General features: G+C 65.3%; 23 protein-coding genes and 1 tRNA gene. 9 read left to right on the top strand and 15 right to left on the bottom strand.

All coding sequences use genetic code 11. From position 1 onward, the window contains the following. The first annotated feature begins 2 nt into the window (after positions 1–2). The gene (locus AD89_RS0105410; protein WP_025777592.1) at positions 3–254 is read left to right on the top strand and encodes a PspC domain-containing protein; all 252 of its coding nucleotides are present in this window, start codon (positions 3–5) and stop codon (positions 252–254) included. Between the two features lie 117 nt (positions 255–371). On the opposite strand, the gene AD89_RS0105405 is transcribed toward AD89_RS0105410, so the two are convergent. From AD89_RS0105405 to AD89_RS0105380, 5 genes are all read right to left on the bottom strand, one after another. Then, positions 372–845, bottom strand: a complete 474-nt coding sequence (locus AD89_RS0105405; protein ID WP_025777591.1) for an FABP family protein — start codon at positions 843–845, stop codon at positions 372–374. A 295-nt stretch (positions 846–1,140) separates the two neighbouring features. After that, complete coding sequence (locus AD89_RS0105400; RefSeq protein WP_025777590.1) at positions 1,141–1,626, bottom strand: RDD family protein; 486 nt, start codon at positions 1,624–1,626, stop codon at positions 1,141–1,143. Between the two features lie 65 nt (positions 1,627–1,691). After that, positions 1,692–2,366 (bottom strand): hypothetical protein, encoded by a 675-nt coding sequence (locus AD89_RS0105395; protein WP_025777589.1) that lies wholly within the window; start codon positions 2,364–2,366, stop codon positions 1,692–1,694. A gap of 281 nt (positions 2,367–2,647) precedes the next feature. Further along, a tRNA-Lys gene (locus AD89_RS0105385) sits at positions 2,648–2,720 on the bottom strand. 206 nt (positions 2,721–2,926) lie between these two features. Continuing rightward, positions 2,927–3,865 (bottom strand): hypothetical protein, encoded by a 939-nt coding sequence (locus AD89_RS0105380; protein ID WP_025777587.1) that lies wholly within the window; start codon positions 3,863–3,865, stop codon positions 2,927–2,929. A 175-nt stretch (positions 3,866–4,040) separates the two neighbouring features. On the opposite strand from AD89_RS0105380, the gene AD89_RS0105375 reads away from it, so the two are divergent. From AD89_RS0105375 to AD89_RS0105365, 3 genes are all read left to right on the top strand, one after another. Beyond that, entirely contained in the window at positions 4,041–4,628 is a 588-nt protein-coding gene (locus tag AD89_RS0105375; RefSeq protein ID WP_025777586.1) for a hypothetical protein, read from the top strand. Between the two features lie 341 nt (positions 4,629–4,969). After that, complete coding sequence (locus AD89_RS0105370) at positions 4,970–5,590, top strand: phosphate transport regulator (RefSeq protein WP_025777585.1); 621 nt, start codon at positions 4,970–4,972, stop codon at positions 5,588–5,590. Between the two features lie 3 nt (positions 5,591–5,593). Next, positions 5,594–6,607 (top strand): inorganic phosphate transporter, encoded by a 1,014-nt coding sequence (locus AD89_RS0105365; protein WP_025777584.1) that lies wholly within the window; start codon positions 5,594–5,596, stop codon positions 6,605–6,607. A 60-nt stretch (positions 6,608–6,667) separates the two neighbouring features. Here the strand turns inward: AD89_RS0105365 and AD89_RS0105360 are convergent, their stop codons facing one another. Beyond that, complete coding sequence (locus AD89_RS0105360; RefSeq protein WP_025777583.1) at positions 6,668–7,138, bottom strand: DUF4383 domain-containing protein; 471 nt, start codon at positions 7,136–7,138, stop codon at positions 6,668–6,670. A gap of 125 nt (positions 7,139–7,263) precedes the next feature. Next, positions 7,264–7,824, bottom strand: a complete 561-nt coding sequence (locus AD89_RS0105355; protein WP_025777582.1) for a dihydrofolate reductase family protein — start codon at positions 7,822–7,824, stop codon at positions 7,264–7,266. Positions 7,825–7,951: 127 nt separating this feature from the next. Here AD89_RS0105355 and AD89_RS0105350 point away from each other — a divergent pair, with 127 nt between their 5' ends. Then, positions 7,952–8,605 carry a winged helix-turn-helix transcriptional regulator gene (locus tag AD89_RS0105350; protein ID WP_035320012.1) on the top strand — a complete coding sequence of 218 codons (654 nt, stop codon included), beginning with the start codon at positions 7,952–7,954 and terminating at the stop codon, positions 8,603–8,605. Positions 8,606–8,783: 178 nt separating this feature from the next. Here AD89_RS0105350 and pstB read toward each other — a convergent pair whose 3' ends face one another. The 8 genes from pstB to AD89_RS20460 form a co-directional block, all read right to left on the bottom strand. After that, positions 8,784–9,563 carry a phosphate ABC transporter ATP-binding protein PstB gene (pstB, locus tag AD89_RS0105345; RefSeq protein ID WP_025777580.1) on the bottom strand — a complete coding sequence of 260 codons (780 nt, stop codon included), beginning with the start codon at positions 9,561–9,563 and terminating at the stop codon, positions 8,784–8,786. A gap of 55 nt (positions 9,564–9,618) precedes the next feature. Then, the gene (gene pstA, locus AD89_RS0105340; RefSeq protein ID WP_025777579.1) at positions 9,619–10,758 is read right to left on the bottom strand and encodes a phosphate ABC transporter permease PstA; all 1,140 of its coding nucleotides are present in this window, start codon (positions 10,756–10,758) and stop codon (positions 9,619–9,621) included. A 14-nt stretch (positions 10,759–10,772) separates the two neighbouring features. Beyond that, positions 10,773–11,705, bottom strand: coding sequence for a phosphate ABC transporter permease subunit PstC (gene pstC / locus AD89_RS0105335; protein ID WP_035320036.1), 933 nt, complete (start codon positions 11,703–11,705; stop codon positions 10,773–10,775). 244 nt (positions 11,706–11,949) lie between these two features. Beyond that, positions 11,950–13,065, bottom strand: coding sequence for a phosphate ABC transporter substrate-binding protein PstS (gene pstS, locus AD89_RS0105330; RefSeq protein ID WP_155807380.1), 1,116 nt, complete (start codon positions 13,063–13,065; stop codon positions 11,950–11,952). Positions 13,066–13,316: 251 nt separating this feature from the next. Beyond that, entirely contained in the window at positions 13,317–14,291 is a 975-nt protein-coding gene (locus AD89_RS0105325; protein ID WP_025777576.1) for an NUDIX hydrolase, read from the bottom strand. Continuing rightward, positions 14,288–16,432: an RNA degradosome polyphosphate kinase gene (locus AD89_RS0105320; RefSeq protein WP_025777575.1), complete on the bottom strand. Its 2,145-nt coding sequence runs from the start codon at positions 16,430–16,432 to the stop codon at positions 14,288–14,290. Before AD89_RS0105320 ends, AD89_RS0105325 begins: the two co-directional genes overlap by 4 nt. 11 nt (positions 16,433–16,443) lie before the next feature. Beyond that, complete coding sequence (mshD, locus tag AD89_RS0105315) at positions 16,444–17,442, bottom strand: mycothiol synthase (protein ID WP_025777574.1); 999 nt, start codon at positions 17,440–17,442, stop codon at positions 16,444–16,446. Next, positions 17,439–18,329: a winged helix-turn-helix domain-containing protein gene (locus AD89_RS20460; RefSeq protein ID WP_025777573.1), complete on the bottom strand. Its 891-nt coding sequence runs from the start codon at positions 18,327–18,329 to the stop codon at positions 17,439–17,441. Before AD89_RS20460 ends, mshD begins: the two co-directional genes overlap by 4 nt. 140 nt (positions 18,330–18,469) lie before the next feature. On the opposite strand from AD89_RS20460, the gene AD89_RS0105305 reads away from it, so the two are divergent. The 4 genes from AD89_RS0105305 to gabT all read left to right on the top strand — a co-directional run bounded on the left by AD89_RS0105305 (position 18,470) and on the right by gabT (position 22,929). Continuing rightward, complete coding sequence (locus AD89_RS0105305; protein WP_231488455.1) at positions 18,470–19,273, top strand: ammonia permease; 804 nt, start codon at positions 18,470–18,472, stop codon at positions 19,271–19,273. A 277-nt stretch (positions 19,274–19,550) separates the two neighbouring features. After that, the gene (locus AD89_RS0105295; protein WP_025777571.1) at positions 19,551–20,150 is read left to right on the top strand and encodes an FABP family protein; all 600 of its coding nucleotides are present in this window, start codon (positions 19,551–19,553) and stop codon (positions 20,148–20,150) included. Between the two features lies 1 nt (position 20,151). Further along, entirely contained in the window at positions 20,152–21,357 is a 1,206-nt protein-coding gene (gene ygfZ / locus AD89_RS0105290; RefSeq protein ID WP_025777570.1) for a CAF17-like 4Fe-4S cluster assembly/insertion protein YgfZ, read from the top strand. A 207-nt stretch (positions 21,358–21,564) separates the two neighbouring features. Then, a complete protein-coding gene (gabT, locus tag AD89_RS0105285; RefSeq protein WP_035320007.1) occupies positions 21,565–22,929 on the top strand; it encodes a 4-aminobutyrate--2-oxoglutarate transaminase in 1,365 nt (454 codons plus the stop codon). The last annotated feature ends 26 nt before the right edge of the window (positions 22,930–22,955 follow it).

Below are 22,955 nucleotides of genomic sequence, written 5' to 3'. Positions count from 1 at the left end.
ACATGAACTCACTCTTCGACTCCATCCGCAGACTCGGTTTCCGTCGCGGTCCCGACCGCATCCTCGGCGGTATTGCCGGAGGCCTCGCCGAGGTGACCGGCATCAACGTCTGGATCATGCGACTCATCGTCCTCGCCTCGTTCCTGCTGCCCGTGCTCGGTATCGGTGCCTATCTCGTCGCATGGATCCTCACCCCGTGGCAGGACGAATCGATCCCGCTGCAGCAGATCTTCGGCGGTCGCTCGATCGAGTGACGAATCGTGGCCTCCCTTGCTGCGGGTTCTCCGGACGCCATCGACTGCGCCCTTCGGACCTGAAGGCGCGCTGCTGAGGCGCGGCCAACAGAGGGGAACCAGCTGGGTCAGTCTGACTCAGCTGATGCTGTGCATCTGTGAGGCCAAATGATGTGTCATCGGTACGCCTGCCGCCGCCATCGCGAAGCTGGTCGTGAGTACGCCTCCGGCCAGTTCGATGTGACGCAGCGTCGCCTCGACGTGTTTGGCCGAACCAGAGTTGTGCACCTGTGAGCGCAGCTCGCAGGTGAAGCCATCGGTCTTTGACTCCAAGGGGCCCTCGGACAGTTCGGTCTGTCCGGTGGGCTGCGCGAGGACGAATTCCACTCCTGTTCCATTGATGATCCGCAGGTAGCCGGTTTCCGTGTGCATCGGTGCTCCGGACGGTGACCAGGTCATCTGCGCATAGTGGAGGAACGGTTTGCCGACGTCGGTGAAAGTCACTTCTTCCACGTAGTCGAATGACTCGATCGTCGGATACTCCCCGTGACCGTCACCCCGCCAGGTGCCGATGAGGCCCGAGACCACCTCGAGTCCGGGATGCAGTGTCATCGTTCTCTCCTTCCGTTCGGTCAGTTCGCTGTCCGCATCTTGTAGTGGAGCGAACTGCGACCCTCGGGCAGATTGATGTGTGTCCGCCTCGGTTCCAGACATCCTCCCACCGCGGACGAAGGCGTCTGGAGCCTTCAGATCATAAACTGACACCATCATCCTCCCATTGCACCGGCAACCGTGGCGTCGCGAACCATTTCTCCGTCAGCGGTGGCGGTGGCTTCAGGTGCGCAACAATTGGGCACGGGTCATAACGGAACCTGCTGCTCAGGTCAACGGACGGTGACGCGACTGTTCACCCGACCGGCGGACTCCGCCGGAAGACCTTGATCGGGACGGAGTCGAAGGTTGGTGCGTCGAGAAACGTCCACAGGACGGCGAGAACGGTGATCGGGAAGAACGCGACAGCGAGGTAGCGGCCCATGCCTCTCCAGAAGCCGACGCGTCGACCGAAGTCGGCTTGCAGCGACACGACCCCGCACAGTGCCTGGCCGGGGGAGACGGTGCAGCCGTAGAGGGCACCGAAGACGAGAGCCATGAGCGGGTAGCTGGCGAGGCAGACGCCGGTCGCGGCATCGAGTGAGATCAGACCTACTGCCGAGAGTGCCAGAGCGATGCCGATGACGACCCCGGTGAAGACGAGGACGAAGACGGCGTCGAGGATCCTCGCCCACCAGCGCCTGCCCGTCGGCGCCGGCTGCAGGAGCACGCCGTTGCGCAGTGTCCCATTCGCGTGGTCGTACATCCTGGCACGGACGTGGGAGCCGTAGTTTGCACGCATGATTCGATTAGACCAGCAATTCTTCCCGACTGCGAGCCGCGGGGCTCGGCCATCGGCTCGTCGGATCAGGACGCGGGAACGTCGAACTCGGAGCGGAACTCAGGAACCTTCTTGTCCTCGCCGATGACCTTCGCTTCGGGACGGACGTAGGCGCCTTTGAGGGAATCGGCAGTCTCGCTGATGTAGATCGGCACGTATCCGGTGTGCTCTCCCTCGCGACGCGGAGCCGAGTCGAAGTACTCGTACCCGGCCTCTTCGACCTCGTCGTCTGCGCTCGCCGCATAGTTGACCTCGTCCCCGCCGTCGTCGAGGTAGAAGTCCGCGGCACTGATCGTTCCGCCGTATTCCTTGCCGGGAACGACCTTCACCTCGAGGTAGACCATCTCTCCATCGGGGTTGTCGCTCGCCTCATAGTATTCGGTGGGGTTGTTGCGCACGGCCGAGACGATAGTGATGACGTCGCCTGTCTCGTCGTCGGTGAACTCGGTTCCGACCTTGACCTCGGTGCCCTCACCGGACGTTGTTGCGTCCTCGGTGGCTGCCGCCTCCTCGGCTTCTTCGGTCTCCTGCTCGAGCGGGGCCGAATCGGTCTCCTCGGTCTGTTCCTGCTCGCTGGAGTCGGCCTCTTCGGCGGTGTCCGGCTCGTTCGTTCCGCAGGCTGAGAGAGCGAGCACCGAGGCGACCGCGACCGCGGCTGAACGGGTGAGCAGTGTGGTCGGGCGGAGTCGGATGCGGTTCATGGTTCTTCCCTGCTTTCGAGTGGCGGAGCCGACCGCGAACAGTGTCGTCGGCGTCCGTGGGTAGCTGACGACCTCGACTCTATGCGGGTCCAAGCCCGCAGATGGTGCTCGTTAGAGCACATGATGTGTCAGTTCTGCGACAACTGCTGTATTGAACCCGGCTCGGTCGACGCCGAGGGGCCCGTCCCTGATCCTGTGCTCGTTGGAAATCTCGTGAAAACAGCGCAGCCCCGAAGCGATGAGCTTCGGGGCTGCGGCGTATTGTGCCTGGTCAGGCTGGGTGGGCCCCGTGGGGATCGAACCCACGACCCGCGGATTAAAAGTCCGCTGCTCTACCAACTGAGCTAGAGGCCCCGCCCCATCACCACTGCAGGACACCGGCCTGCTGACACATGATGGAGACGAACTAATAGTAGAGGTTTGCGCCCGATTTACTCAAACCCGCAGCCCGCTCGCGACGGGCTTTGGCCGGCAACCGAAAGTCGGAACCGGCAACCGGAAGCCGGAACCGGCAACGGGAAGCCGGAACCGGCAACGGGCTGATCGGCTCCGGGCCGAGCCTACTTCTCCAGTCCGCGACGATCCTCTGCGGTGTACGTGCGAGGCAGACCGTCCGGCGATTCGAGTTCTTCGGGCGCAATGGGTTCGATGACCTCGGACTCGATGGTTCTGTCCTTCTTCAGCTTCCCGGCCAGCGCACGGACATTGCGCAGTCCTGCGAGCAGCTTCCGGTCCTTCTTCGGCGCCACGTATTCGGGATCGGTCTCGATGGGAAAGATCGTCGGCGCAGCACCGAAGGCCTCCTTCGATTCCGCAGAGACCTGCCGCGCCATCTGCGCATTCACCACGGCACCGATGACCGCCCCGACGCCGAAGGGCAGCAGCCGACCGACGAATGACCCTCCGGCACGGGCGGCGAACTTGCGGATGAAGGTCTTGCGCAGCTTGCGCACGAGCAGATCGACAAGAGGGGCAGGCAGCTGCTTCGTCACGGTGGCGCCCCAGCTGCCGAACATCGACTCGACGCCGCCGTTCTGCTTGCTGAACTTCTGGACGAGGTTCTTCCCGTCCTTGCCCAGCATGAGGCCGAGGACCAGGGCGTTCGCCCGCTTGGCGTCGGCCACGGGCAGACCATGGATCTCCGAGATCGCCTGCGCGAACAGCGCCGTACTTTCGAGAAATCCGGCGGTCTCCGCCCCGGCCACTCCGAGTGCAGCCGTCGTGCCCAGTCCCGGAACGGCCGCGGTCGCACCGACCGCAGCACCGCCCGAGGTCGTCAGGGCCAGGTAATGCCGACGAATGATCGTGATGAGCTCTTCGGGGGTCGCGTCAGGGTGCCGGCGGCGCAGACTGCGCACATAGGCCAACGCGACGGGCCGCTGCACGGACAGCAGACGCGACAATATCGACTGGGCGCGGGGATTGAGGGTGCCGTCGTCATTGACTGCCAACTTCGCAGCCTTGTCGAGGCCCTTCTTCGCCACTGATGATTTTGCCACGAGAGTTCCTCCTCGTTTCGGTCACTCGCGACTGCGGGTCGCAGTCACGAATCATCCTCAAGTTTAATGGCGTCCGTTGTGAGTCCCGGGAGCAGAACCTGACCGTGCGGAGAAAACCCGAATGTGCTCCACGTCCTAGTCCGCGCACCCCGGCAGGGACTAGACTGCCCTGACCATGTCACAGCGCGCTTTTCACCGTCCCGTTCCCCTGGCCGACCTCGACTCCGTCGGCGCCGTCGACGATCCAGTCGCCCGGTCGGAGACCTCGCACGCGACCGCAGCATTGCTGCTCGGCGATTCAGACGGCAACCGCGACGAGGCTGCCACCAGGCGCTTCGTCGAACTCGCCGATGACATCGGCTTCGAGGTCATCGCCGAGATTTGGTCCGCCGCTCCCGCCGTCTCCGCGCCCGGCGCACTGTGGCGCCTCTACGCCCTGCGCCAATGGATCAAGTCCGCACCCCGCGAACTCGCCGAGATGTTCTCCGACGGCCAACGCCGCACCACCGAGGGCATCGGCTACGGCGAAATCCTCGCCGGCGTCGAACTGCCCGCCGGCCCCGACGAGGTGGCCCACGCCATCGACGAGATCCTCGTCGGCGCCTTCCGCGGCGACGTCGTCATCGCGCTGCTGCGCGCCGCCGCCTTCGTCGGCATCTGCGCGGCGGGCACCGATGACCACGACGCCGCCGTCCGCCTGCGCCAGCTGTCCCAGGACCTGTCCGACGCGGCCGTCGCCCATCGCCGAGGCGGTCTCGACTGATCCTCAGTCCGCCGGCAATCCCCTCGCCGAGGCGGCCGTCGCCCAACGAAATGAGCGCGGTCCCCGTCGGGACCGGATATTCCCACCCGACCACGACATCGACTGTGAGATTCTCAACGGACGAAGAGCCGCCTCGGCGGTGGACTCATGAGCACGAACGAGTATCGTAGGGGGTGGCCTTCGGGCCACCGGACGCTGGATCGCTGAAGCCCCGGGCTCCAAATTCAGCCGCTTCGAGCGGCCTTCCGCCGAGAGGCGCTCTCGGTTCAGCGTCCGGCACATATCATTGAGACATCATGCATATTCGTCCGGCTTGTCCGGGCCCCGGGCAGGAGGATCGCATGCGGCTCAAGCGGGTACCGCAGGACAAGGTGTTCTATGAACGGTTGTCCGATCTCGTCTCTCAGATGCGTCAGTGCAACCTGGTTCTCGCCGAACTCTCCGGAATCGAAATCAGCGAACGACGCGACGTCGCCGACCGCCTCCGCGAGATCGGGGACAGGGCCGATGAGGACATGGGCGCGATGCTGCGTGCGCTGCGCGAGAACTACATCACCCCGTTCGACCGCAACGACCTCTACCTGCTCAGCCACCATATGCGCGAGATCTGCCACCGGCTGCACGGAGTCGGATACGTTCTCGCCTCCGGAGCCTTCGACCCGTTGCCGTCCGGCGTCCCCGAGACCCTGGCCGTGCTGTCGAACCAGACGGACCACACCTCGCGGATGATCACCCGACTGCCCGGCAAGCTCGACCAGTGGGACTACGTCGACTCGATCAACCGGCTGACCTACCAGGTCGAGAGCCTGCAGTGGCGGATGTCGGACGCGGTGCCGAACTCCAAACGGGGACTGACCTACATGGCGGCGGTCTCCCAGCTCGGGCAAGCTTTCGTCCGGGCCGCCCACGGGTTCACCGAACTCGGCAAAGTCGTAGCAGCCATCGCGATCAAGGAGTCGTAATCCGTGGAGCTGCTCCTGGCGGCAGTCGTCATCGCCGCGGTGATCTTCGCCGGCTCGAACGGATTCCACGATGCCGCTCTGACTGTCGGCAATGCGGTCGTCGGCCGAGCGATGCGTCCCGGGTGGGCGCTCAGCCTGGCTGTCGTCTTCAACTTCATCGGAGCCCTCCTCGGTGAGGGAATCGCCATCGTCGTGGCCAATCAGATCGTGCTGTTCTCCGGTTCGACCGAACTCATCCTCACCAGTCTGATCATCGCCTTCGTGGCGGCGACGACGTGGAGTCTGTTCACCTACTATCTGGCGCTGCCGGTCTCGTCGACTCACTGTCTCATCGGCGGTCTGCTCGGTGCGGGGATCGTCTTCGGCTTCTCCGTCAACGCCGAGCATGCGATGAACAACGTCGTGTGGCCGCTGGTGCTCTCACCCATCCTCGGTTTCATCCTGGCATGGGTGCTCACGCTCATCCTGTCGAAGTCACTGGCTTCGACCCCACCGAAACCGCTGTTCCGGGGCGCACGCATGGTCGATTCGGTGCTCACTGCGTCGCTGTCGCTCGTCCACGGAGTCCAGGACGCGCAGAAAGTTGCGGCCCTGGTCATGGTCGGGATCCTCGCCGTCGAGGCGACTCCGCACGACGGTCTGTCCATCGTCGAGATTTCGTGGCCTGTGCGCCTCCTCATCGCCGCGGCACTGGCTCTGGGCACCGGACTGAGCGGATGGCGAGTGGTCCAGACGCTGTCCGTGCGCATGGTCGGCCTCGACCCGCTCAAATCCTCCATCGCCGATGGCGCGGCCGCGATCCTCATGTACACCGCAGCCCTGATCATGCGTGTTCCTGTGTCGTTGACCTTCGTGCTCGGCTCATCGATCCTCGGCACCCAATACGCCGGACGCAAGGGCCACGCCAGAGCGAGATACTTCCTGCCGATGTTCGGCGTCTGGCTGCTGACGATCCCGGCCGCCGCACTGTTGGCCGTGCTGCTCGGGTGGATCGTCAAGGCGGCCGCCGGGTTCTGAGCCCCTCAGCTGGAGCCCAGAGCCCGGCGACCGCCGACGACGGATCGATTCAGCGCGGTTTCACGGACGCGAGCGGCGACCGAACACGATGCCGGTCGTCACCATTGCCACCGCGAGCACGAAGTGCAGCCAGTTGTCAGCGGTGTTGAGCGGCACGAAGTTGCCCATCGATTCCATCGGCACGATGAGACCGTAGATCCACAGCACCGCATAGATGATGCCGCCGACGATGAGATAGCTCTTCGCCAGTCCGCGCGATCGCAGAGCCAGCAGACCGACGACTCCGAAGAGCAGGTGGACGACATTGTGGAGCACGGAGACCTGGAAGATCCCCAGCAGTGCCGCTTCGGAATGATGCCCGGCGAACATGATGGTGTCGAAGTTCGCTGTGATTCCCGGAACGAAGCCCAAGATTCCGACCAGGAGGAACACGGCGCCGAAGACGCCGGCGACGAGTTGGACCGGGGTGCGTCCGGCATGGGGCTTCGCGAGCAGCGGCTCGGAATGAGAGGCGGAGTCTGGCGTGGTCATGACAGTCCTTTCGACGAGATGTTCTCTGTACTCGTCGATTCGGAGCCGGGCCGTAGCCGGATGGGTGTGCGGGCAGAAATTCTTCGCAGCAGGCACGCTCGGTGCCGTTCCGGGGTGCCGTGAGGTCAGTCTGCGAACGGAGCGTAGGTGGCCAGCAGGTTGCCTTTGCTGGTCCGCTGCATATCCTTGAGCACCAACCTCGTCGTCGTTCCTCCCTCGAAGAGGGACCTTCCGCTGCCGGCGACGACCGGGTGGATGGCCACGGTCAGTTCGTCGACGAGGTTCGCTTCGACGAGCTGCCGGACGATCGACATCGACCCTTCGATGGCGATCTTGCCGCCGTCGCCCGCTTTGAGGTCGCGAGCGAAGTCAACGAGGTCGCCCTGAATGAGCATCGAGTTCTCCCACCGGAGGTCGGCCTGCGACAGCGTCGTCGAGGCGATGTGCTTGGGAGTCGAATTGATGAAGTCGGCGAACGGGGCGTCCTCGCCTTCTGTGTGGTTCGGCCAGTAGCCCTCCCACTCCTGATAGGTGACACGGCCGAGAATGCAGTCGTCGACTCCTCCGATGGCAGTGGTCATCCACTCGCCCATCTCTTGGTCGAAGGAGTCGAATTGGAAGTTGAATGGATCGGATGCGATCCCGTCGAGTGACTGGAACAGTGCGGCGATGACGGTGCGGGGCATGGTGATCTCCTCATTGAGTGTGGTGCGGACCGTTGAGTTTCGTGCGGGCCTGGCCCTCGTCGTCCGCAACAGTTCAAAAAGTGAACTGTAGTTTCAATAGTGAACTTCGATTGCTAAGCTGTCAACCATGAAGTCGTACGGACAGTACTGCGGGCTGGCTCGGGCAGCCGAGGTGTTGGGAGAGCGGTGGTCACTCATCCTCCTCCGCGATCTCCTCGTCGGTCCGAAGCGCTTCAACGAGCTTCGGCAGGGAAACCCCGGTATTCCCTCGAACCTCCTGACCACGCGACTGCGCGAACTCGAATCTGCCGAGATCGTCGAACGCAGCATCGATGGGCGCAGCGTCGTCTATCGCCTGAGCGAATACGGTTCGGATCTCGGTCCGGTGCTCATCGAGCTCGGCCGCTGGGGCTCACGCCGCATGGACGCTCCGCGGGAAGGCGAGATCCCGACAGACAGTTCCTTGGCGGCCGCGCTTCTCACCTCTCGAACCGAGGTTGAAGTGCGCCCGTTCAGTGTCGAAGTGACGGCAGGCCCGGCAGTCGCTCACGCTGAGGTGAACGAGTCGGGAGTGAGCGTGGGCGAAGGCGCCGATCCGACCGCGCAGCTCTTCATCGGTGGGCCGGGCCTGCGTGGACTTCTTGCCGACGGCGACGCGGAGGCGGCCATTGCGGCCGGGGCGGTGACGGTCGACGGCGACGAGTCCCTGGTGCCGGAGTTCGTCCGCGCTTTCCGTGCGCCCCTCGACGGCAGCGTCGGCGGTGCACCGCCCGGGATCTGAACAGTCCGAGCAGCCTGCCCCGCCCTTCGATGACATGGCGAATGGCCGGACGCTTCCAGTCAGGCGCCTCCGGCGGGGGACCTGACCACGGACCTTCAGTCGACAGGGAGTCCAGCCAACGACACAGCCCCGGCGTACCCACTCAAGGGTTCGCCGGGGCGTTCGCCGCGCGGTCAGATCATCCGAAGCGACCGGAGATGTAGTTCTCGGTCTCTTCCTTGTCCGGGTTCGAGAAGATCGTCGAGGTCTCGCTGAACTCGATGAGCTTTCCGGGTTTGCCGGTGCCGGCGATGTTGAAGAACGCGGTCCTGTCGGACACGCGAGCGGCCTGCTGCATGTTGTGCGTGACGATGACGACCGTGTACTTGTCCTTGAGGTCGTTGATGAGGTCCTCGATCGCCAGGGTCGAAATCGGGTCGAGGGCCGAGCACGGTTCGTCCATGAGCAGGACCTCGGGCTCGACGGCGATGGCACGAGCGATGCACAGACGCTGCTGCTGACCGCCGGAGAGACCCGAACCGGGCAGGTTGAGGCGGTCCTTGACCTCGTTCCACAGATTCGCGCCGCGCAGGGCGCGCTCGGTGAGATCGTCGGCTTCGGTCTTCGACAGGCGCTTGTTGTTCAGACGCACACCCGCGAGCACATTCTCCTTGATGCTCATCGTCGGGAACGGGTTCGCCCGCTGGAACACCATGCCCACCTCGCGGCGGACGTTGACCGGGTCGACGCCGGCGCCGTAGATGTCAGTGCCGTCCATGAGGACCTCACCGGAGACGCTGGCGCCGGGGATGACTTCGTGCATGCGGTTGAGCGTGCGCAGCACTGTGGACTTGCCGCAGCCGGACGGGCCGATGAAGGCGGTGACGGAGCGCGGCTTGATCTGCATCTCCACTCCGTCGACGGCGCGGAAGTCGCCGTAGAAGATGTCGAGATCCTTGATGTCGATCTGCTTGGACATTGTGTTTCCTATCCGTGGAAATGGGTGAGTCTGGAAGTCTGCGGGCAGTCGCCGGTCAGCGGCCGGCCTTCGGCGCGAGCACCTTCGCGATGATGCGGGCGAGCAGGTTGAGCACCATGACCAGGGCGACGAGCACGAGGGCTGCTGCCCAAGCGCGTTCCGAGCTGGCCAAGGCGGCGGCTCCCGGGGAGACCGGGCGCAGCTGCGAGTCGTAGATGAACGTCGGCAGCGTCGACATCCAACCGGAGAAGAGGTTCCAGTTGAGTGTCTTCGCGAACCCGGCGGTGACCATGATGGGGGCGGTCTCACCGATGACGCGGGCGATGGCGATGGTGACACCGGAGAGGATTCCCGACACCGAGGTGGGCAGAACGATCTTCACGATCGTCTTCCACTTCGGCACGCCCAGAGCGTAGGAGGCCTCGCGCAGGTCCATCGGCACCAGGCGGAGGATCTCCTCCGTGTTGCGCACGACGATCGGAATCATCAGCACCGACAGCGCCACCGCCGCAGTGAAGCCGGTCTTCGCGCTGCCGACGGAGTCCGGTGAGAAGAATCCGGCGATGGTCGAGAACAGAGCGAAGGCGAAGAGACCGGCGACGATGGAGGGGATGCCGGTCATCACATCGACGAGGAAGGTGATGGCCTTGCCCAGGCGGTTCTTGCCGGCGTATTCGACGAGGTAGATGGCGGTGAGCACGCCGATGGGGATCGAGATGATGCAGGCGGCGAGCGTGATGAGCACGGTGCCGACGATGGCGTGATAGAAACCACCGGCCAGAGAGGCCTCACCGGCGACGTACTGCTGGTCGAGGACGCCCTTCATCCCGAGCATGGTGCGGGTGAGCAGATCGCCGCTGATGGCGGACCCGCCCTTGGACACCGTCAGCCACAGCAGCGATGCGAGGGGAACACATGCGAGGACGAACGTCGAGGTCACGACGGTGGTCGCGATCCGGTCGACGGCCTTGCGGCGACCTTCGTAGGACGCGGAGACCGCAAAGACGGCGACCGCGTTGGTGAGTCCGGCGAGGACGGCCACGACGGGGATGTTGAAGCCGCCGAACGCGATGAAACTGATGACGATCGCCACAAGGATCGACGCGATGGCGACGATCCACGGGGTCGCCTTCGGCAGCTGTTTGGAGGTCAGCTTCGCGGGTTTCGAAGCAGCCGCCTCGGTGGTGGTGTTCATGGTGGTCATTGGTCTCAACTTCCCTTCACCGAGGTGCGGGCGACGATCGCGCGGGCTCCCATGTTCACCAACAGGGTGATGACGAAGAGCACGAGGCCGACCGTGATGAGTTCGGACAGGCGCAGACCCGCGGCCTCGGGGAAGTTCTGCGCGATCTCGGAGGCGATGGTCTGGTTGCCGCTGACGACGAGCGACGCGGTGAGGACGCCGGGTGAGAGGATCATGGCCACGGCCATGGTCTCGCCGAGCGCGCGTCCGAGCCCGAGCATCGTGGCCGAGACGATGCCGGACTTGCCGAAGGGCAGCACGGCCATGCGGATCATCTCCCAGCGGGTGGCGCCGAGTGCCAGGGCCGCCTCTTCCTGCAGCCGCGGGGTCTGGAGGAAGATCTCGCGCGTGAGGGAGGTGATGATCGGCAGGATCATGATCGAGAGCACGAGCGAGGCGGTGAGCATCGTGCGCCCGGTCTGCGACACCGACCCGTCCGCCCCGGGAGCGAAGATCGGAATCCAGCCGAACCAGGTCGACAGCCACAGGTAGAAGCCGGTGAGGTTGCCGGCCAGGGCGATGCCCCACAGACCGTAGACGACCGAGGGGATGGCCGCGAGGAGGTCGATGACGTACCCGAGCATCGGGGCGAGCCTGCGCGGGGCCATGTGCGTGGTGAACAACGCGATGCCGAGAGCGAAGGGAGTGGCAACGAGCAGTGCGATGGCTGCGGAGATGAGCGTGCCGATGACCAGCGGCCAGACGTAGGAGAAGAATCCCTTGCCGCCCGTGATCTGTGAGGGATCGCTGATCTGGGCGGCGATGGTGTCCTTCGACTGCGCCAGAAGGAACAGGGCGACTCCGGCGAGGATCACCAGGATCAGAATGCCGGCGATGAGTGTGGCGGCGGAGAAGATGCGGTCGCCGGGCCGGACGATGAGTGTGGCGGCGGAGAAGATGCGGTCGCCGGGCCGGACGACGGCCTTCTTCTGCCGAGAGGCGGGGCTCTGCGGCGGCTTCTGCCCGGACTCGGACGTGGAGCCCGGCCCTGTGGGGCCCGACTCAGTGGTCTGTGTGCTGATCGGCACAAGTACTCCTCATGTGACTTGTGGTGAAACCGGGACGGTTCCACAGGCGCGGAAAAGCGGCGCAGGGATTCTGCGCCGCTCCCGACTGGCTATTTCTCCAGGTCAGAGGCTGAAATCAGCCTTCGACCTTGATCGAGTCGATGACTTCTTCGATCTGCGTGCGCAGGTCGTCCGACAGAGGTGCGGACCCGGCGGAATCGGCAGCGGACTGCTGTCCCTCTTCCGAGACCACGAACTTCTCCCACGCCTTGACCATGTCCACGGTCTCCTGATCGGAGTAGGACGAGCAGACGAGGTGGTAGGACACGAGCACGATCGGGTAGGCGCCCGACTCGGTGGTGTCGCGAGCCAGGTCGAAGGCGAGGTCGCCTTCGCTGCGGCCTTCGACCTTCTCGGAGGCGTCGACGACCTTCGCAGCGGCTTCGGGGGAGAGCTCGACGAACTCTTCGCCGACCTTGACCTTGGCGGTGGAGAGCTCACCGACGGCCGAGGCGTCCGCGTAGCCGATTGCTCCGTCGGTGTCCGAAACGGTCTGGATGACACCGTCGGTGCCCTGCGCGGCCTCGCCGCCGAACTCCTTCGGGAAGTTGCCGCTGACCTCGGCGTCCCAGTCCTTCTCGGCGGCGGCCTTGAGGTACTCGGTGAAGTTCTCCGTGGTGCCCGAGTCGTCGGCGCGGTGAACCGCGGTGATCTTGAGATCAGGCAGGTCGGCGTCCGGATTGTCGGACTTGATGGCGTCGTCGTTCCAGTTCGTGACGTCGCCCTTGAAGATCTTCGCGATCGTTGCGGGGGAGAGGTTGAGTTCGTCGACTCCCTCGACGTTGAGCGTCACGGCGATGGGGGAGATGTAGACGGGGAACTCGTAGGCTCCGTCGGCGCCGCAGGCTTCCTCTCCGGCCTTGACCTCTTCATCGTCGAGGTGGGCATCGGATCCGGCGAACTGCGCGTTGCCGGCGAGGAACTGTTCACGGCCGGCACCCGATCCGTCGGGGGAGTAGTTGACGGTCACACCGGAGTTCTGCGAGGTGAAGTCCGCAGTCCAGGCATCCATGGCAGCCTTCTGCGAGGAGGCGCCGATGCCGGTCAGGGTGCCCTGCAGGTCGCTGTTGCCGCCGGAGGCCTCTTCACCGGTCGCGGACTGACCGCCGCAGGCCGAGAGGGTGATGGCGCCGACCGCGAGGATCGCAGCGGAGGGGGCGAGATGCTTCATCTTCACGAAGATGCCTTTCATGTTTGTGGACACAGCTCGAGAGTTCTCGATTGCTCGTCATCCACGCTAAGGATCACGCGTGAAGTGCAAGGAGTTGGAACGTGAATGGCAGGTGAACGAGCGGCGAAGGGTTGGAACCGCCGTGAGTGCTCGATCACAGCCCGCGCCGTTTTCATGAAAGGATCATTGTCGGGACCGGCAGTCCCTCACCGAGGCGGCCCCGTCCGCACCCGCGGATCGGGTTCGCCGGGGATGTGCGCTGTGACCCCCGATCAGCTGTCGATGGGACGGACGCGTTCGATCTCGACGATGCGCGGCACCGGCCCGGGACGCACATAGGCGATGAGGACCTCACCGGGCTTGAGGTACGGATCGTCCTTCGGCAGCTTGGCGACAACGCGTTTCGGGGCATGAGCGGCGTAGACGGCAAAGATCGTCGGCAGCACCGGCCGGTGCGTGCAGTAGATGACGGGTTTGCCCTTCGCCAGCAGCTTCTCGATATAGCGGGCGGTCTTGTCCGGGTTCGCAGCGGTCGCTTTCTCGCTGAGCGTCGACACCTTCTTGATCGACTTGCCCGTCGCCGCCGACAGCGGAGTCAGCGTCGCCATGCACCTCTTCCACGGACTCGAGACCAGCTTGCGGACGCCCCAGGCTCCCAGCAGACCGGTCAATGCCATGGCCTGTCGGGTGCCGAGTTTGAGCAGCGGACGCACATGCTCGGTCTCGTACCACTTCGCACGTGGGAACGCCTTCCCGTGACGGACGAGGATGAGCGGCCACGCCCGCAGCGCGTCCGTCTCGGCGAACTTCTCCAGCGCGTCGAGCTGCTCCCGATCCGCGAACGACGTCAGCTTTGATCGGGCCTTGTCGACAGGGAACCAGCCGGCGGTGTCGACCTCCCGCTTATTCACCGGGGCGAAGGCGGACTCGTCCTTGACCTCGGCCGACCAGTAGAAGACCTTCTTCAGCGTGTTCTTGCCGACCGTGTACTCGGCCGACGGCAGAGGGATGCCGAGGTGGATGTCGAACCCCGTCTCCTCCTTGACCTCGCGGATCGCAGCTTCCGGCAGGGTCTCTCCCGGATCGACCTTGCCCTTGGGCCATGACCAGTCGTTGTACTTCGGACGGTGGATGAGCACCACCTCGAGACCTTTCGGACCGTGTCTCCAGCACACGGCCCCGGCGGCCAGGACATCGGCCGTGACGCGCGATGACGCCTGCGCCGAGGAGACCTCGGACCGACTCACGCCTCATCCCCGATTCGCCGACGGGTCCGGTGCCTGCGGATGAGATCCGTCTGATAGTCGCCGAGGAGGTTTCCGTCGTCATCGTGGGTCCGCCGTGTCCACTTGCCGTCGCCGGCCAGGTCGAACGCCGAGGTGGTCGGGGCGAAGGCGAGATCGAAGAGTTCGATGATCTCCGTCCGGTGCCCGTCGTCGACGATCTGCACGAGCGCTTCGACCCGACGGTCGAGGTTGCGGTGCATCATGTCTGCCGAACCGATGTAGACGATCGGATCGCCGTTGTTGCCGAAGACGAAGGCGCGGGAGTGTTCGAGGAAGCGTCCGAGCACGGAACGTACGGTGATGTTCTCGCTCAGGCCGTCGATGCCCGGGCGCAGAGCGCAGATTCCGCGGACGAAGACTTCGACGGTGACCCCGGCTTGGGAGGCCCGGTAGAGGGCGTCGATGACGGCTTCGTCGACGATCGAATTGACCTTGATCCGCACCTGCCCCGCTCCGCCGGACTGTGCGATCGCGATCTCGGAGTCGATGAGGTCGATGAGCCCGGTGCGCACAGTGCTGGGAGCGACGAGGAACCGTGAGTATTCGGACTTCGGCGCATAGCCGGAGAGCTGATTGAACAGCTTCGTCAGATCATCGGCGACGGCCCGATCGCGGGTGAGCAGCCCGAAGTCCTCATAGCCGCGGGCGGTCTTCGGATGGTAGTTGCCGGTGCCGACATGGCAGTACCGGGCCAGACCGTCGGCCTCCTGACGGACGACGAGGGAGAGCTTCGCATGCGTCTTGAGCCCGACGATTCCGTAGACGACGTGAACGCCGGCGCGCTCGAGCTTGCGAGCCCAGGTGATATTGGCCTCCTCGTCGAACCGGGCCTTGATCTCGACGACGGCGAGCACCTGGATGCCGGCCTGAGCTGCATCGACGAGGGCGTCGATGATCGGCGAGTCTCCGGAGGTCCGGTAGAGCGTCTGCTTGATCGCCAGCACGTTCTTGTCCGATGCGGCCTGTTCGAGGAAGGCCTGCACGCTCGTGGAGAACGAATCGTAGGGGTGGTGCAGGAGGATGTCCCGACTGGCCACCGCGTCGAAGACGTCGACCTGGTCGCTGGACTCCCGCAGCGACAGGTCCTTGTTCATCTGCGGGACCATCTTCGGATAGTGCAGATCATCGCGCGGGACATCGGCGATATCGGACATGCCGGACAGATCCAGCGGGCTGGGCAGGTGGTAGATCTCCGAGTCGTGGATGCCCAGTTCGTCCTTGAGCATCTCGAGCACGCGGGGGTGGATGTTCTCCGTGATCTCCATCCGCACGGCCGGTCCGAAACGCCGTCGCAGGAGCTCCTTCTCCAAAGCCTTGAGCAGGTTCTCCGCATCGTCCTCTTCGACCTCGAGGTCTTCGTTGCGGGTGACGCGGAAGGTCGAATGGTGGACGATCTCCATGCCCTCGAACAGGGTGCCGAGGTGTTCGGCGATGATGTCCTCGAGGGCGACGAAGCGGGCTGGGACGTCGCGTCCGGCGGGCCGGTCGGTCGCCTCGGCGACGTTGAAGAAGCGGGGCAGGCGCGGGGGAACCTTGACCCGGGCGAAGAACTCCTTGCCCGTCTCCGGCGACCGCAGGAGCACGCCGAGGTTGAGCGAGAGACCCGAGATGTAGGGGAACGGGTGCGCCGGATCGACGGCCAGCGGGGTGAGGACGGGGTAGACGTGGCCGAAGAAGAATTCGTCGACACGGTGGCGCTCATCCTCGGTGAGGTCCTCGACCTGGACCTTCGTGATCGATTCCGCGTCGAGGCGGGGACCGATATCGTCCTTGAGCAGGGCGGCATGCCGGCTCATCAGCTCGAATGCGCGCACACCGATATCGTGCATGACCTGAGCGGGCATGCGCCCGGTGACGCTGGGCACGGCCAGGCCGGTGTTGATGCGGCGTTTGAGGCCGGCGACGCGGACCATGAAGAACTCGTCGAGGTTGGTCGCGAAGATCGAGAGGAACCGGACGCGTTCGAGCAGCGGGATCTCCGGGTCCGAGGCGAGGTCGAGGACGCGTTCGTTGAAGGCCAGCCAGCTGAGTTCGCGATCGAGGAAGCGATCCGCCGGGTCGGGCAGACCCAGCTCATTCCCGGACGCTGCGATGTCGTACAACGATCTGCTCCTTACTCGTTCGACGCCGTGCTCGCCGAATCAGTGCCGGTGGCCTCGGCGGAGGCCGGTGCATAGGCCACGTGTGCGACCGCGACATGGAATCCCAGCCGCTCGTACAAGCCTAGCGCCGGGGCGTTGTCCGATTCGACGTAGAGTTCGATCGTCTCGGCACCGGCGGCCACCATCCGCCGCATCCCCTCGACCGTCAGCGCCTTGCCCACGCCCTTGGCATGGATGCGCGGATCGACACCGACGACATAGACCTCGCCGAGGCGGCCCTGGTCATCCGTGTCCGTGATCTTCGTCTGGTGGAAGCCGATGACCTCACCGTCGCGGGCGGCGATGATGAAGGTGTTCGGGTCGAAATCCGCAGGCGTCACGACGGCGTCGATATCGGCCCGGGTCTGGCCGCCCTGTTCGGGATGCCAGTCGAATGCGGAGTTGTTCACCGCCAGCCAGCCGTCCTCGTCGCCGGGGGCGAAGGACCGGATCTCGACTCCCTCGGGACTCCGAGTCTCGGGGAGGGCGTCGAGACTCAGCCCGGTGTCCGTGCGCATCTGATAGAGCACCCGGTCACGGCCGAGACCGTACTTCTGCGCGAGGTGGGCCGCAGCCGGATGGTCACCGTGCGACCAGCACCAGGCTGCGGACTCTTCGTCGAGGATCGTTCTCAGCAGCTGTTCGCCGAGGCCCTGGCCGCGGTGGTCGGGGGCGATGAGGAATTCCGCGGCGTGACGATCGCCCTGCAGGGCCCGGATTCCGAAGCCGATGAGCTCTCCCGTCGCGGTTCCGGCGGTGCCGGAACCGTCTGCGCCGTCGAACACGCGCCACACGCTCGACGCGGTCTGCGCCGCGTGGGCGGTGTCCTCCCCGGTGGCGACGGCCATGAGCCCGCCGGAGATCTCGGGGGCGCCGTCAGCGGCCGCCACGTCCTCGAGGAACGTCAGCTCATCCTCGGTGAGGGGCTCGATCGAAGTGGAGGCGACTGCTCCGCTGGCCTGGATTCTCATGCCGTCTCGTCCTCTGAATCTGTGTCTGTGACGCTGTCGGCGCTGAAGCGGTAGCCGACGTTGCGCACGGTGTGGATGGCGTTCTCAAGGTCTTTGCCGAGTTTCGCACGGAGGCGGCGAACATGCACGTCAACGGTGCGGGTGCCGCCGAAGTAGTCATCGCCCCACACCGTGAGCAGGATGTCGTCGCGGGTGAAGACGCGTTCGGGGTGCATGGCGAAGAACTTCAGCAGAGCGAATTCTCGGTAGGTCAGATCGAGACTGCGTCCGCCGAGCTCGGCGGTGAAGGCGGTCTCGTCGATGCGGAGGTCTCCGGTGACGACGACCATCGGCTCGCCGTCTGCGTTCAACAGCTCCTCACCCGCTTCGCCGAGGCGGCCGGACAGTCCGAGTCCGCTCTGCCTGGTCGTGCCGACGGGCCCGCGGCCAGTGCGCACCGGCCCCCAGCCCACTGCCCCGCCCTTCGCTCCGGGACGGCCGGATCCGGCCGTCCCGCCGGGGAAGCCGCTGGCGTGGGCGGCAGATGACGCTGTGTGACGGTCACGCGCCACGCGCAGCCGCGCCTCCACCTCGGCGGGGCCGGCCGTGGTGAGGATGAGGTCGGCCACCTGCCATTTCGCCGAGGCCGTCGCCAGTCCGCCCTCGCCGAGGACGACGATGACGGGTGCGCTGATCCGCGCCTCGGCGAGGAGCTCGGCGATGCGCGGGGCCAGGGACAGATCGAGACAGGCATCGGCGATGACGACATCGACCGCAGCGGCGTCGGCCTTGCGGTCGGGCAGATCCTCGGTGCCGCAGCGGTCGATCCGGTGGCCGAGGTACTGCAGGGATTCGGGTGCCAACGGAGCATCGAGCCTGGCCGTGGGGCAGATGTGCAGGATCCGCATGTGCTGCCTCCACCTCCTCGGCGCCCGTCGTCTCAGCCTGTTGTCTGAGGAAGATTATAGCGATGCCTCAGCCGGGGCCGCTCCGCCGCACAACCGCCGATGGTTACCGCGGGTGTCATCCGATAAGGCACGATAGTGCTGTGATCAGATGGATTCGAGTAGCCGTCGCCCTGGTGTTGGTGCTGGCCCTGAGTGCCTCCGTGTACTGGGGCTATACGCTCTTCCTGCTGGCGACCGGGCTCATCGTCTTCGGCGTCGCCTACGGTTGGCCGCGCCTGACGGACTCCCCGCAGCCGCGGGCGACGTCGATCATGCTCGCCCTCTTCGGAATCGGCGGACTCTACGCCGCCTGGCACGACTCCACGGCACCCTACCTCGACTGGCTGCCCGTGCTCGCGGGTCTGGGACTGCTGTGGACCTTCGTGCAGAACCTCACCCGCGGAATCGGCGCCTCCTATGCCGTGGCGAACGTGTCCGCGCAGGTCTCCGGCCTCGTCATCGTCCTGTCGGCGAGCACCTGGGTCGCTGCGATCACGATCCCCGGTGACAAGGAGGCCATCGTCATCGGCCTCGCCTCACTCATCGTGGCGCAGTGCATGACCGCGCTGCCGTGGCCGGCGATCTACACCTCGCCGCTGGCCATCGTCATGTCCACGGCCGTAGCGGGGATCCTGTCGGTGCTCGTATTCGCACCGGCGCTCTCCCTGGCCTCGGCGCTCAGCCTCGGTGTCGTCATGGGGCTGCTCGTCGCGGCGGTCGATCGGATGCTCGGGCTCGTCGCCTATGCGAAGTTCCAGGCCGCCAACCTCGAGGCCTCGCAGAACATCGAGGTGAAGAAGAACGTCGAGAAGGCTCGCAGCTTCGCCGTGCAGCTCGCCCTCGGTGCCGCTCCGATCGCCCTCGGCGGAGTCGTCGTCTACGCACTCGAACGCGTCGCTTCCTGATCTGCACGCCGATCTGCACGGCCGGGGTCAGTGTCGCTGCCCGAACGGGGTCCGCGTCGCTGCACGGCCAGAGTCAGCGTCGCCGCACGACCGGGGCCAGCGTCGCTGGGCTGAATGCACATGGCTCTGTCAGGAACTGTAGACTGGGAGCATGGAAAATCTCGTTGCTCTCGAAATCGTCTTCACCAGCCTCGTCGGCGTCGCCGCTCTCGGTGCCCTGGGTGTCGGGATCAAGGTCGTCACGGCGCTGTTCAAAGACAACCGCTGATCCGCCATGGTGATCGAACTCGATGACTCGGTCCATTCCGAGCTCGTCCCACTGTCCTGGCTCATCGGGTCATGGGAAGGCGTCGGTGTCGTCGGCTATGCGGACACGCCTGAGAAGCAGTTCGGCCAGCGCATCGACTTCGTCGCCCATCAGGGCACGCCGTTCCTCCAGTACACCGCGCATGCGTGGCTGCTCGGCGAATCCGGAGAACTCGACTCGACCCTGACTCTCGAGACCGGTTTCTGGCAGCTCGTGCGTCAGCACGACGACGGGGACGTCGGCCCGGGAATGATGGTGCCGACCGCCGACCAGAGCTTCACCTCCGCCGCCGCGGTCGAGACCCTGCGCACGAACGACGACGCCTTCGAGATCGAAGCCGAGATCGTCCATCCGCACGGTGTCATGGAACTCTATGCCGGCACCGTCAAGGGCCCGCGCATCGACCTGGCCACCGATGTGGTGGCCAGGACCAAGACCGCGAAGGAGTACACCGCTTCGACGCGGATGTACGGACTCGTCGGCGGCGAACTCATGTGGGCCTGGGACATGGCAGCCATGGGCCACGAACTCGCCTCCCACTCCTCTGCCAGATTGAAGAAGCTGTCTTAAGATGACTGATCCCGTGTCGCCGAATTCCGATGTCAACGATTCGCCGTCGCCGGAGAACACCCCCGCCGAGGCGGTTCGGCGCTCGTCGCTGGCTCGCGGACTGAGCTCGACCGCGGTGCTCGGGGCCGGCGATCTCGCCGAGACTCCCATCCACTACGGAGCTCCCCTGCGTGAGCAGCGCGTGCTCGAAGAGAAGGACGGTCTCGTCGACCTCGCCCATCTCCGCGTGCTGCGTCTGAGCGGACCCGACCGTCTGACCTGGCTGAACTCGATCACCACGCAGAAGATCGACACCCTGGCCCCCGGTGTGTCCACCGAAACCCTCGTGCTCGACCCGAACGGTCGCATCGAGGGCTGGCTGAAGCTCGTCGACGACGGTGAGGCCCTGTGGGCCATCAGCGACCTTCACACCGACGCGACCCTGGACTTCCTGTCCAAGATGGTCTTCATGATGCGCGTCGAGATCGAAGACCTCAGCGACGACTATCAGTGCTTCGGCGCCATCACGTCCCTGCCGGAAGCCCTGCCCGTCACCCGAACCTGGTCCGACCCGTGGCCGCATATCGGAAGCGGATCGGCCTCCTATGCGCAGATCGACATCGGCCAGGACGTCGCGGGCACCGACCACCCCGGTCTCGAGACCCCGTTCGTCATCGGCATCGTCAAACGCTCTGAGCTCGAGGGACTGTCGACGAAGACCTTCGATATGGCCGGCTTCGATGCTTGGGAGGCGCTGCGGATCGCCGCCTGGAGACCGGGCCGGAACGAAATCGACCACAAAGCCCTCGTCGGCGAACTCGACCTGCTGCGCACGGCCGTGCACCTGGCCAAGGGGTGCTACCGCGGCCAGGAAGCGGTGGCGCGCGTCCACAATCTCGGACAGCCGCCCAGGCGTCTGACCTTCGTCCACCTCGACGGGTCCGGCCACATCGCCCCGGACCCCGGCACCGAGGTGCTCGCCGAGGTCCGCGGATCCGAACGATCAGTGGGCACCCTGACCTCGGTGACCGTGCATTGGGAGCTCGGACCGATCGGTCTGGCCGTGATCAAACGGAACCTGGCTCCAGAAGCGCGGCTGAGCTTCGAAATCGGCGACGGAGAACGCGTCGTCGGCGCTCAGGAGACGATCGTCGTGCCGATGCGCGAGCACGAGCGCGTGCTTCCGGAACGGAACAGGGACGTCGACGCCCGCAGTCAGAACCGCTGAATCCAGGGAGTGCCGGGGGCGAGTCGGCGCTGTTTCCGCCTTCGCTGACGACCATCCGAACTGACGATGCGACCATCGGCCCCCGGCAACGGAATCCGTACCCGATCAGCGCCGAATCCACGGGGTCGTCTCTGCGCGGCGAGCGGTTCTGCCCAGCCCTCGGACGGCAAGTGACAAAAAGCGTCGATTGCCCCTATTCTTCCCCTTATGACAGCTTTGGAGATTGGCGGCGAAGCTCTGCCGCAGGAACGTAAGATCGTCACCGAGATTCCGGGACCGAAGTCCCGTGAGATCGAGGAACGTCGCAAGTCAGCAGTGGCGACCGGTGTCGGTTCGAGCCTGCCCGCCTATGTGGTGGCGGCCGGCGGCGGCATCCTCAAGGACGCCGACGGCAACCAGCTCATCGACCTCGGTTCGGGCATCGCCGTGACCACGGCCGGCAACGCGAACCCCCGCGTGGTCGAGGCCGCGAAGGCCCAGCTCGAGGCCTTCACCCACACCTGCTTCATGGTCAACCCCTACGAGAGCTACGTGGAGGTCGCCGAAGCCCTCAACCGGCTGACCCCCGGTGACCACGAGAAGCGCACCGTTCTGCTCAACTCCGGTGCCGAGGCCGTCGAGAACGCCGTGAAGATCGCGCGCGCCCACACCGGCCGCGACGCCGTCGTCGTCTTCGACCACGCCTACCACGGCCGCACCAACCTGACCATGGCGATGACCGCCAAGGCCGCCCCCTACAAGGCCGGTTTCGGTCCCTTCGCCGGTGAGGTCTACCGCGCACCCATGTCCTACCCGTACCGCGACAACGATGCGGCCGGCACGAAGATCAGCGGTGAGGACGCAGCCAAGCGCGTCATCACGATGATCGAGAAGCAGATCGGCTCCGAGTACGTCGCTGCGATCGTCATCGAACCCATCCAGGGTGAGGGCGGCTTCATCGTCCCGGCTGAGGGCTTCCTGCCAACGCTCGTCGACTACGCCCGCGAGAAGGGCATCGTCTTCGTCGCCGACGAAGTGCAGGCCGGATTCGCCCGCACCGGAAAGATGTTCGCCTCCGAGTGGGAGGGCATCGTCCCCGACCTCATCACCACGGCCAAGGGCATCGCCGGCGGTCTGCCGCTGTCGGCCGTGACCGGTCGCGCGGACATCATGGACTCGGTCGGCCCGGGCCGCCTCGGTGGAACCTACGGCGGCAACCCCGCCGCCTGTGCCGCCGCCCTCGGTGCCATCGCCGCGTATGAAGAGGACGGACTGCCCGAACGTGCCCTGGCGATCGGTGAGATCATCGTCGACCGGCTGACGAAGCTGCAGTCGAAGTACCCCGAGGTCGGCGACGTCCGCGGCCGCGGGGCCATGGTCGCCGCCGAATTCGTCGAGCGCGATTCGATCGAGCCGAACGCGGACCTGGTGAAGAAGATCGCGGACTACTGTGCGCAGAACGGCGTCCTCGTGCTCACCACGGGAACCTTCAGCAACATCCTGCGCTTCCTGCCGCCGCTGACGATCTCCGACGAGCTGCTGAACGACGCCTTCGACGTCATCGAGGCCGCCCTCGCCGACCTCCTCAGCTGAGAAACCCCCCAATTACTACCTGACGG

The organism is Brevibacterium sp. VCM10 (assembly GCF_000583215.1).
Taxonomy (GTDB): Bacteria; Actinomycetota; Actinomycetes; order Actinomycetales; family Brevibacteriaceae; genus Brevibacterium; species Brevibacterium linens.
Note: the sequence above shows the minus strand (reverse complement) of the source record. Positions and strands in the feature narration are given on the sequence as shown.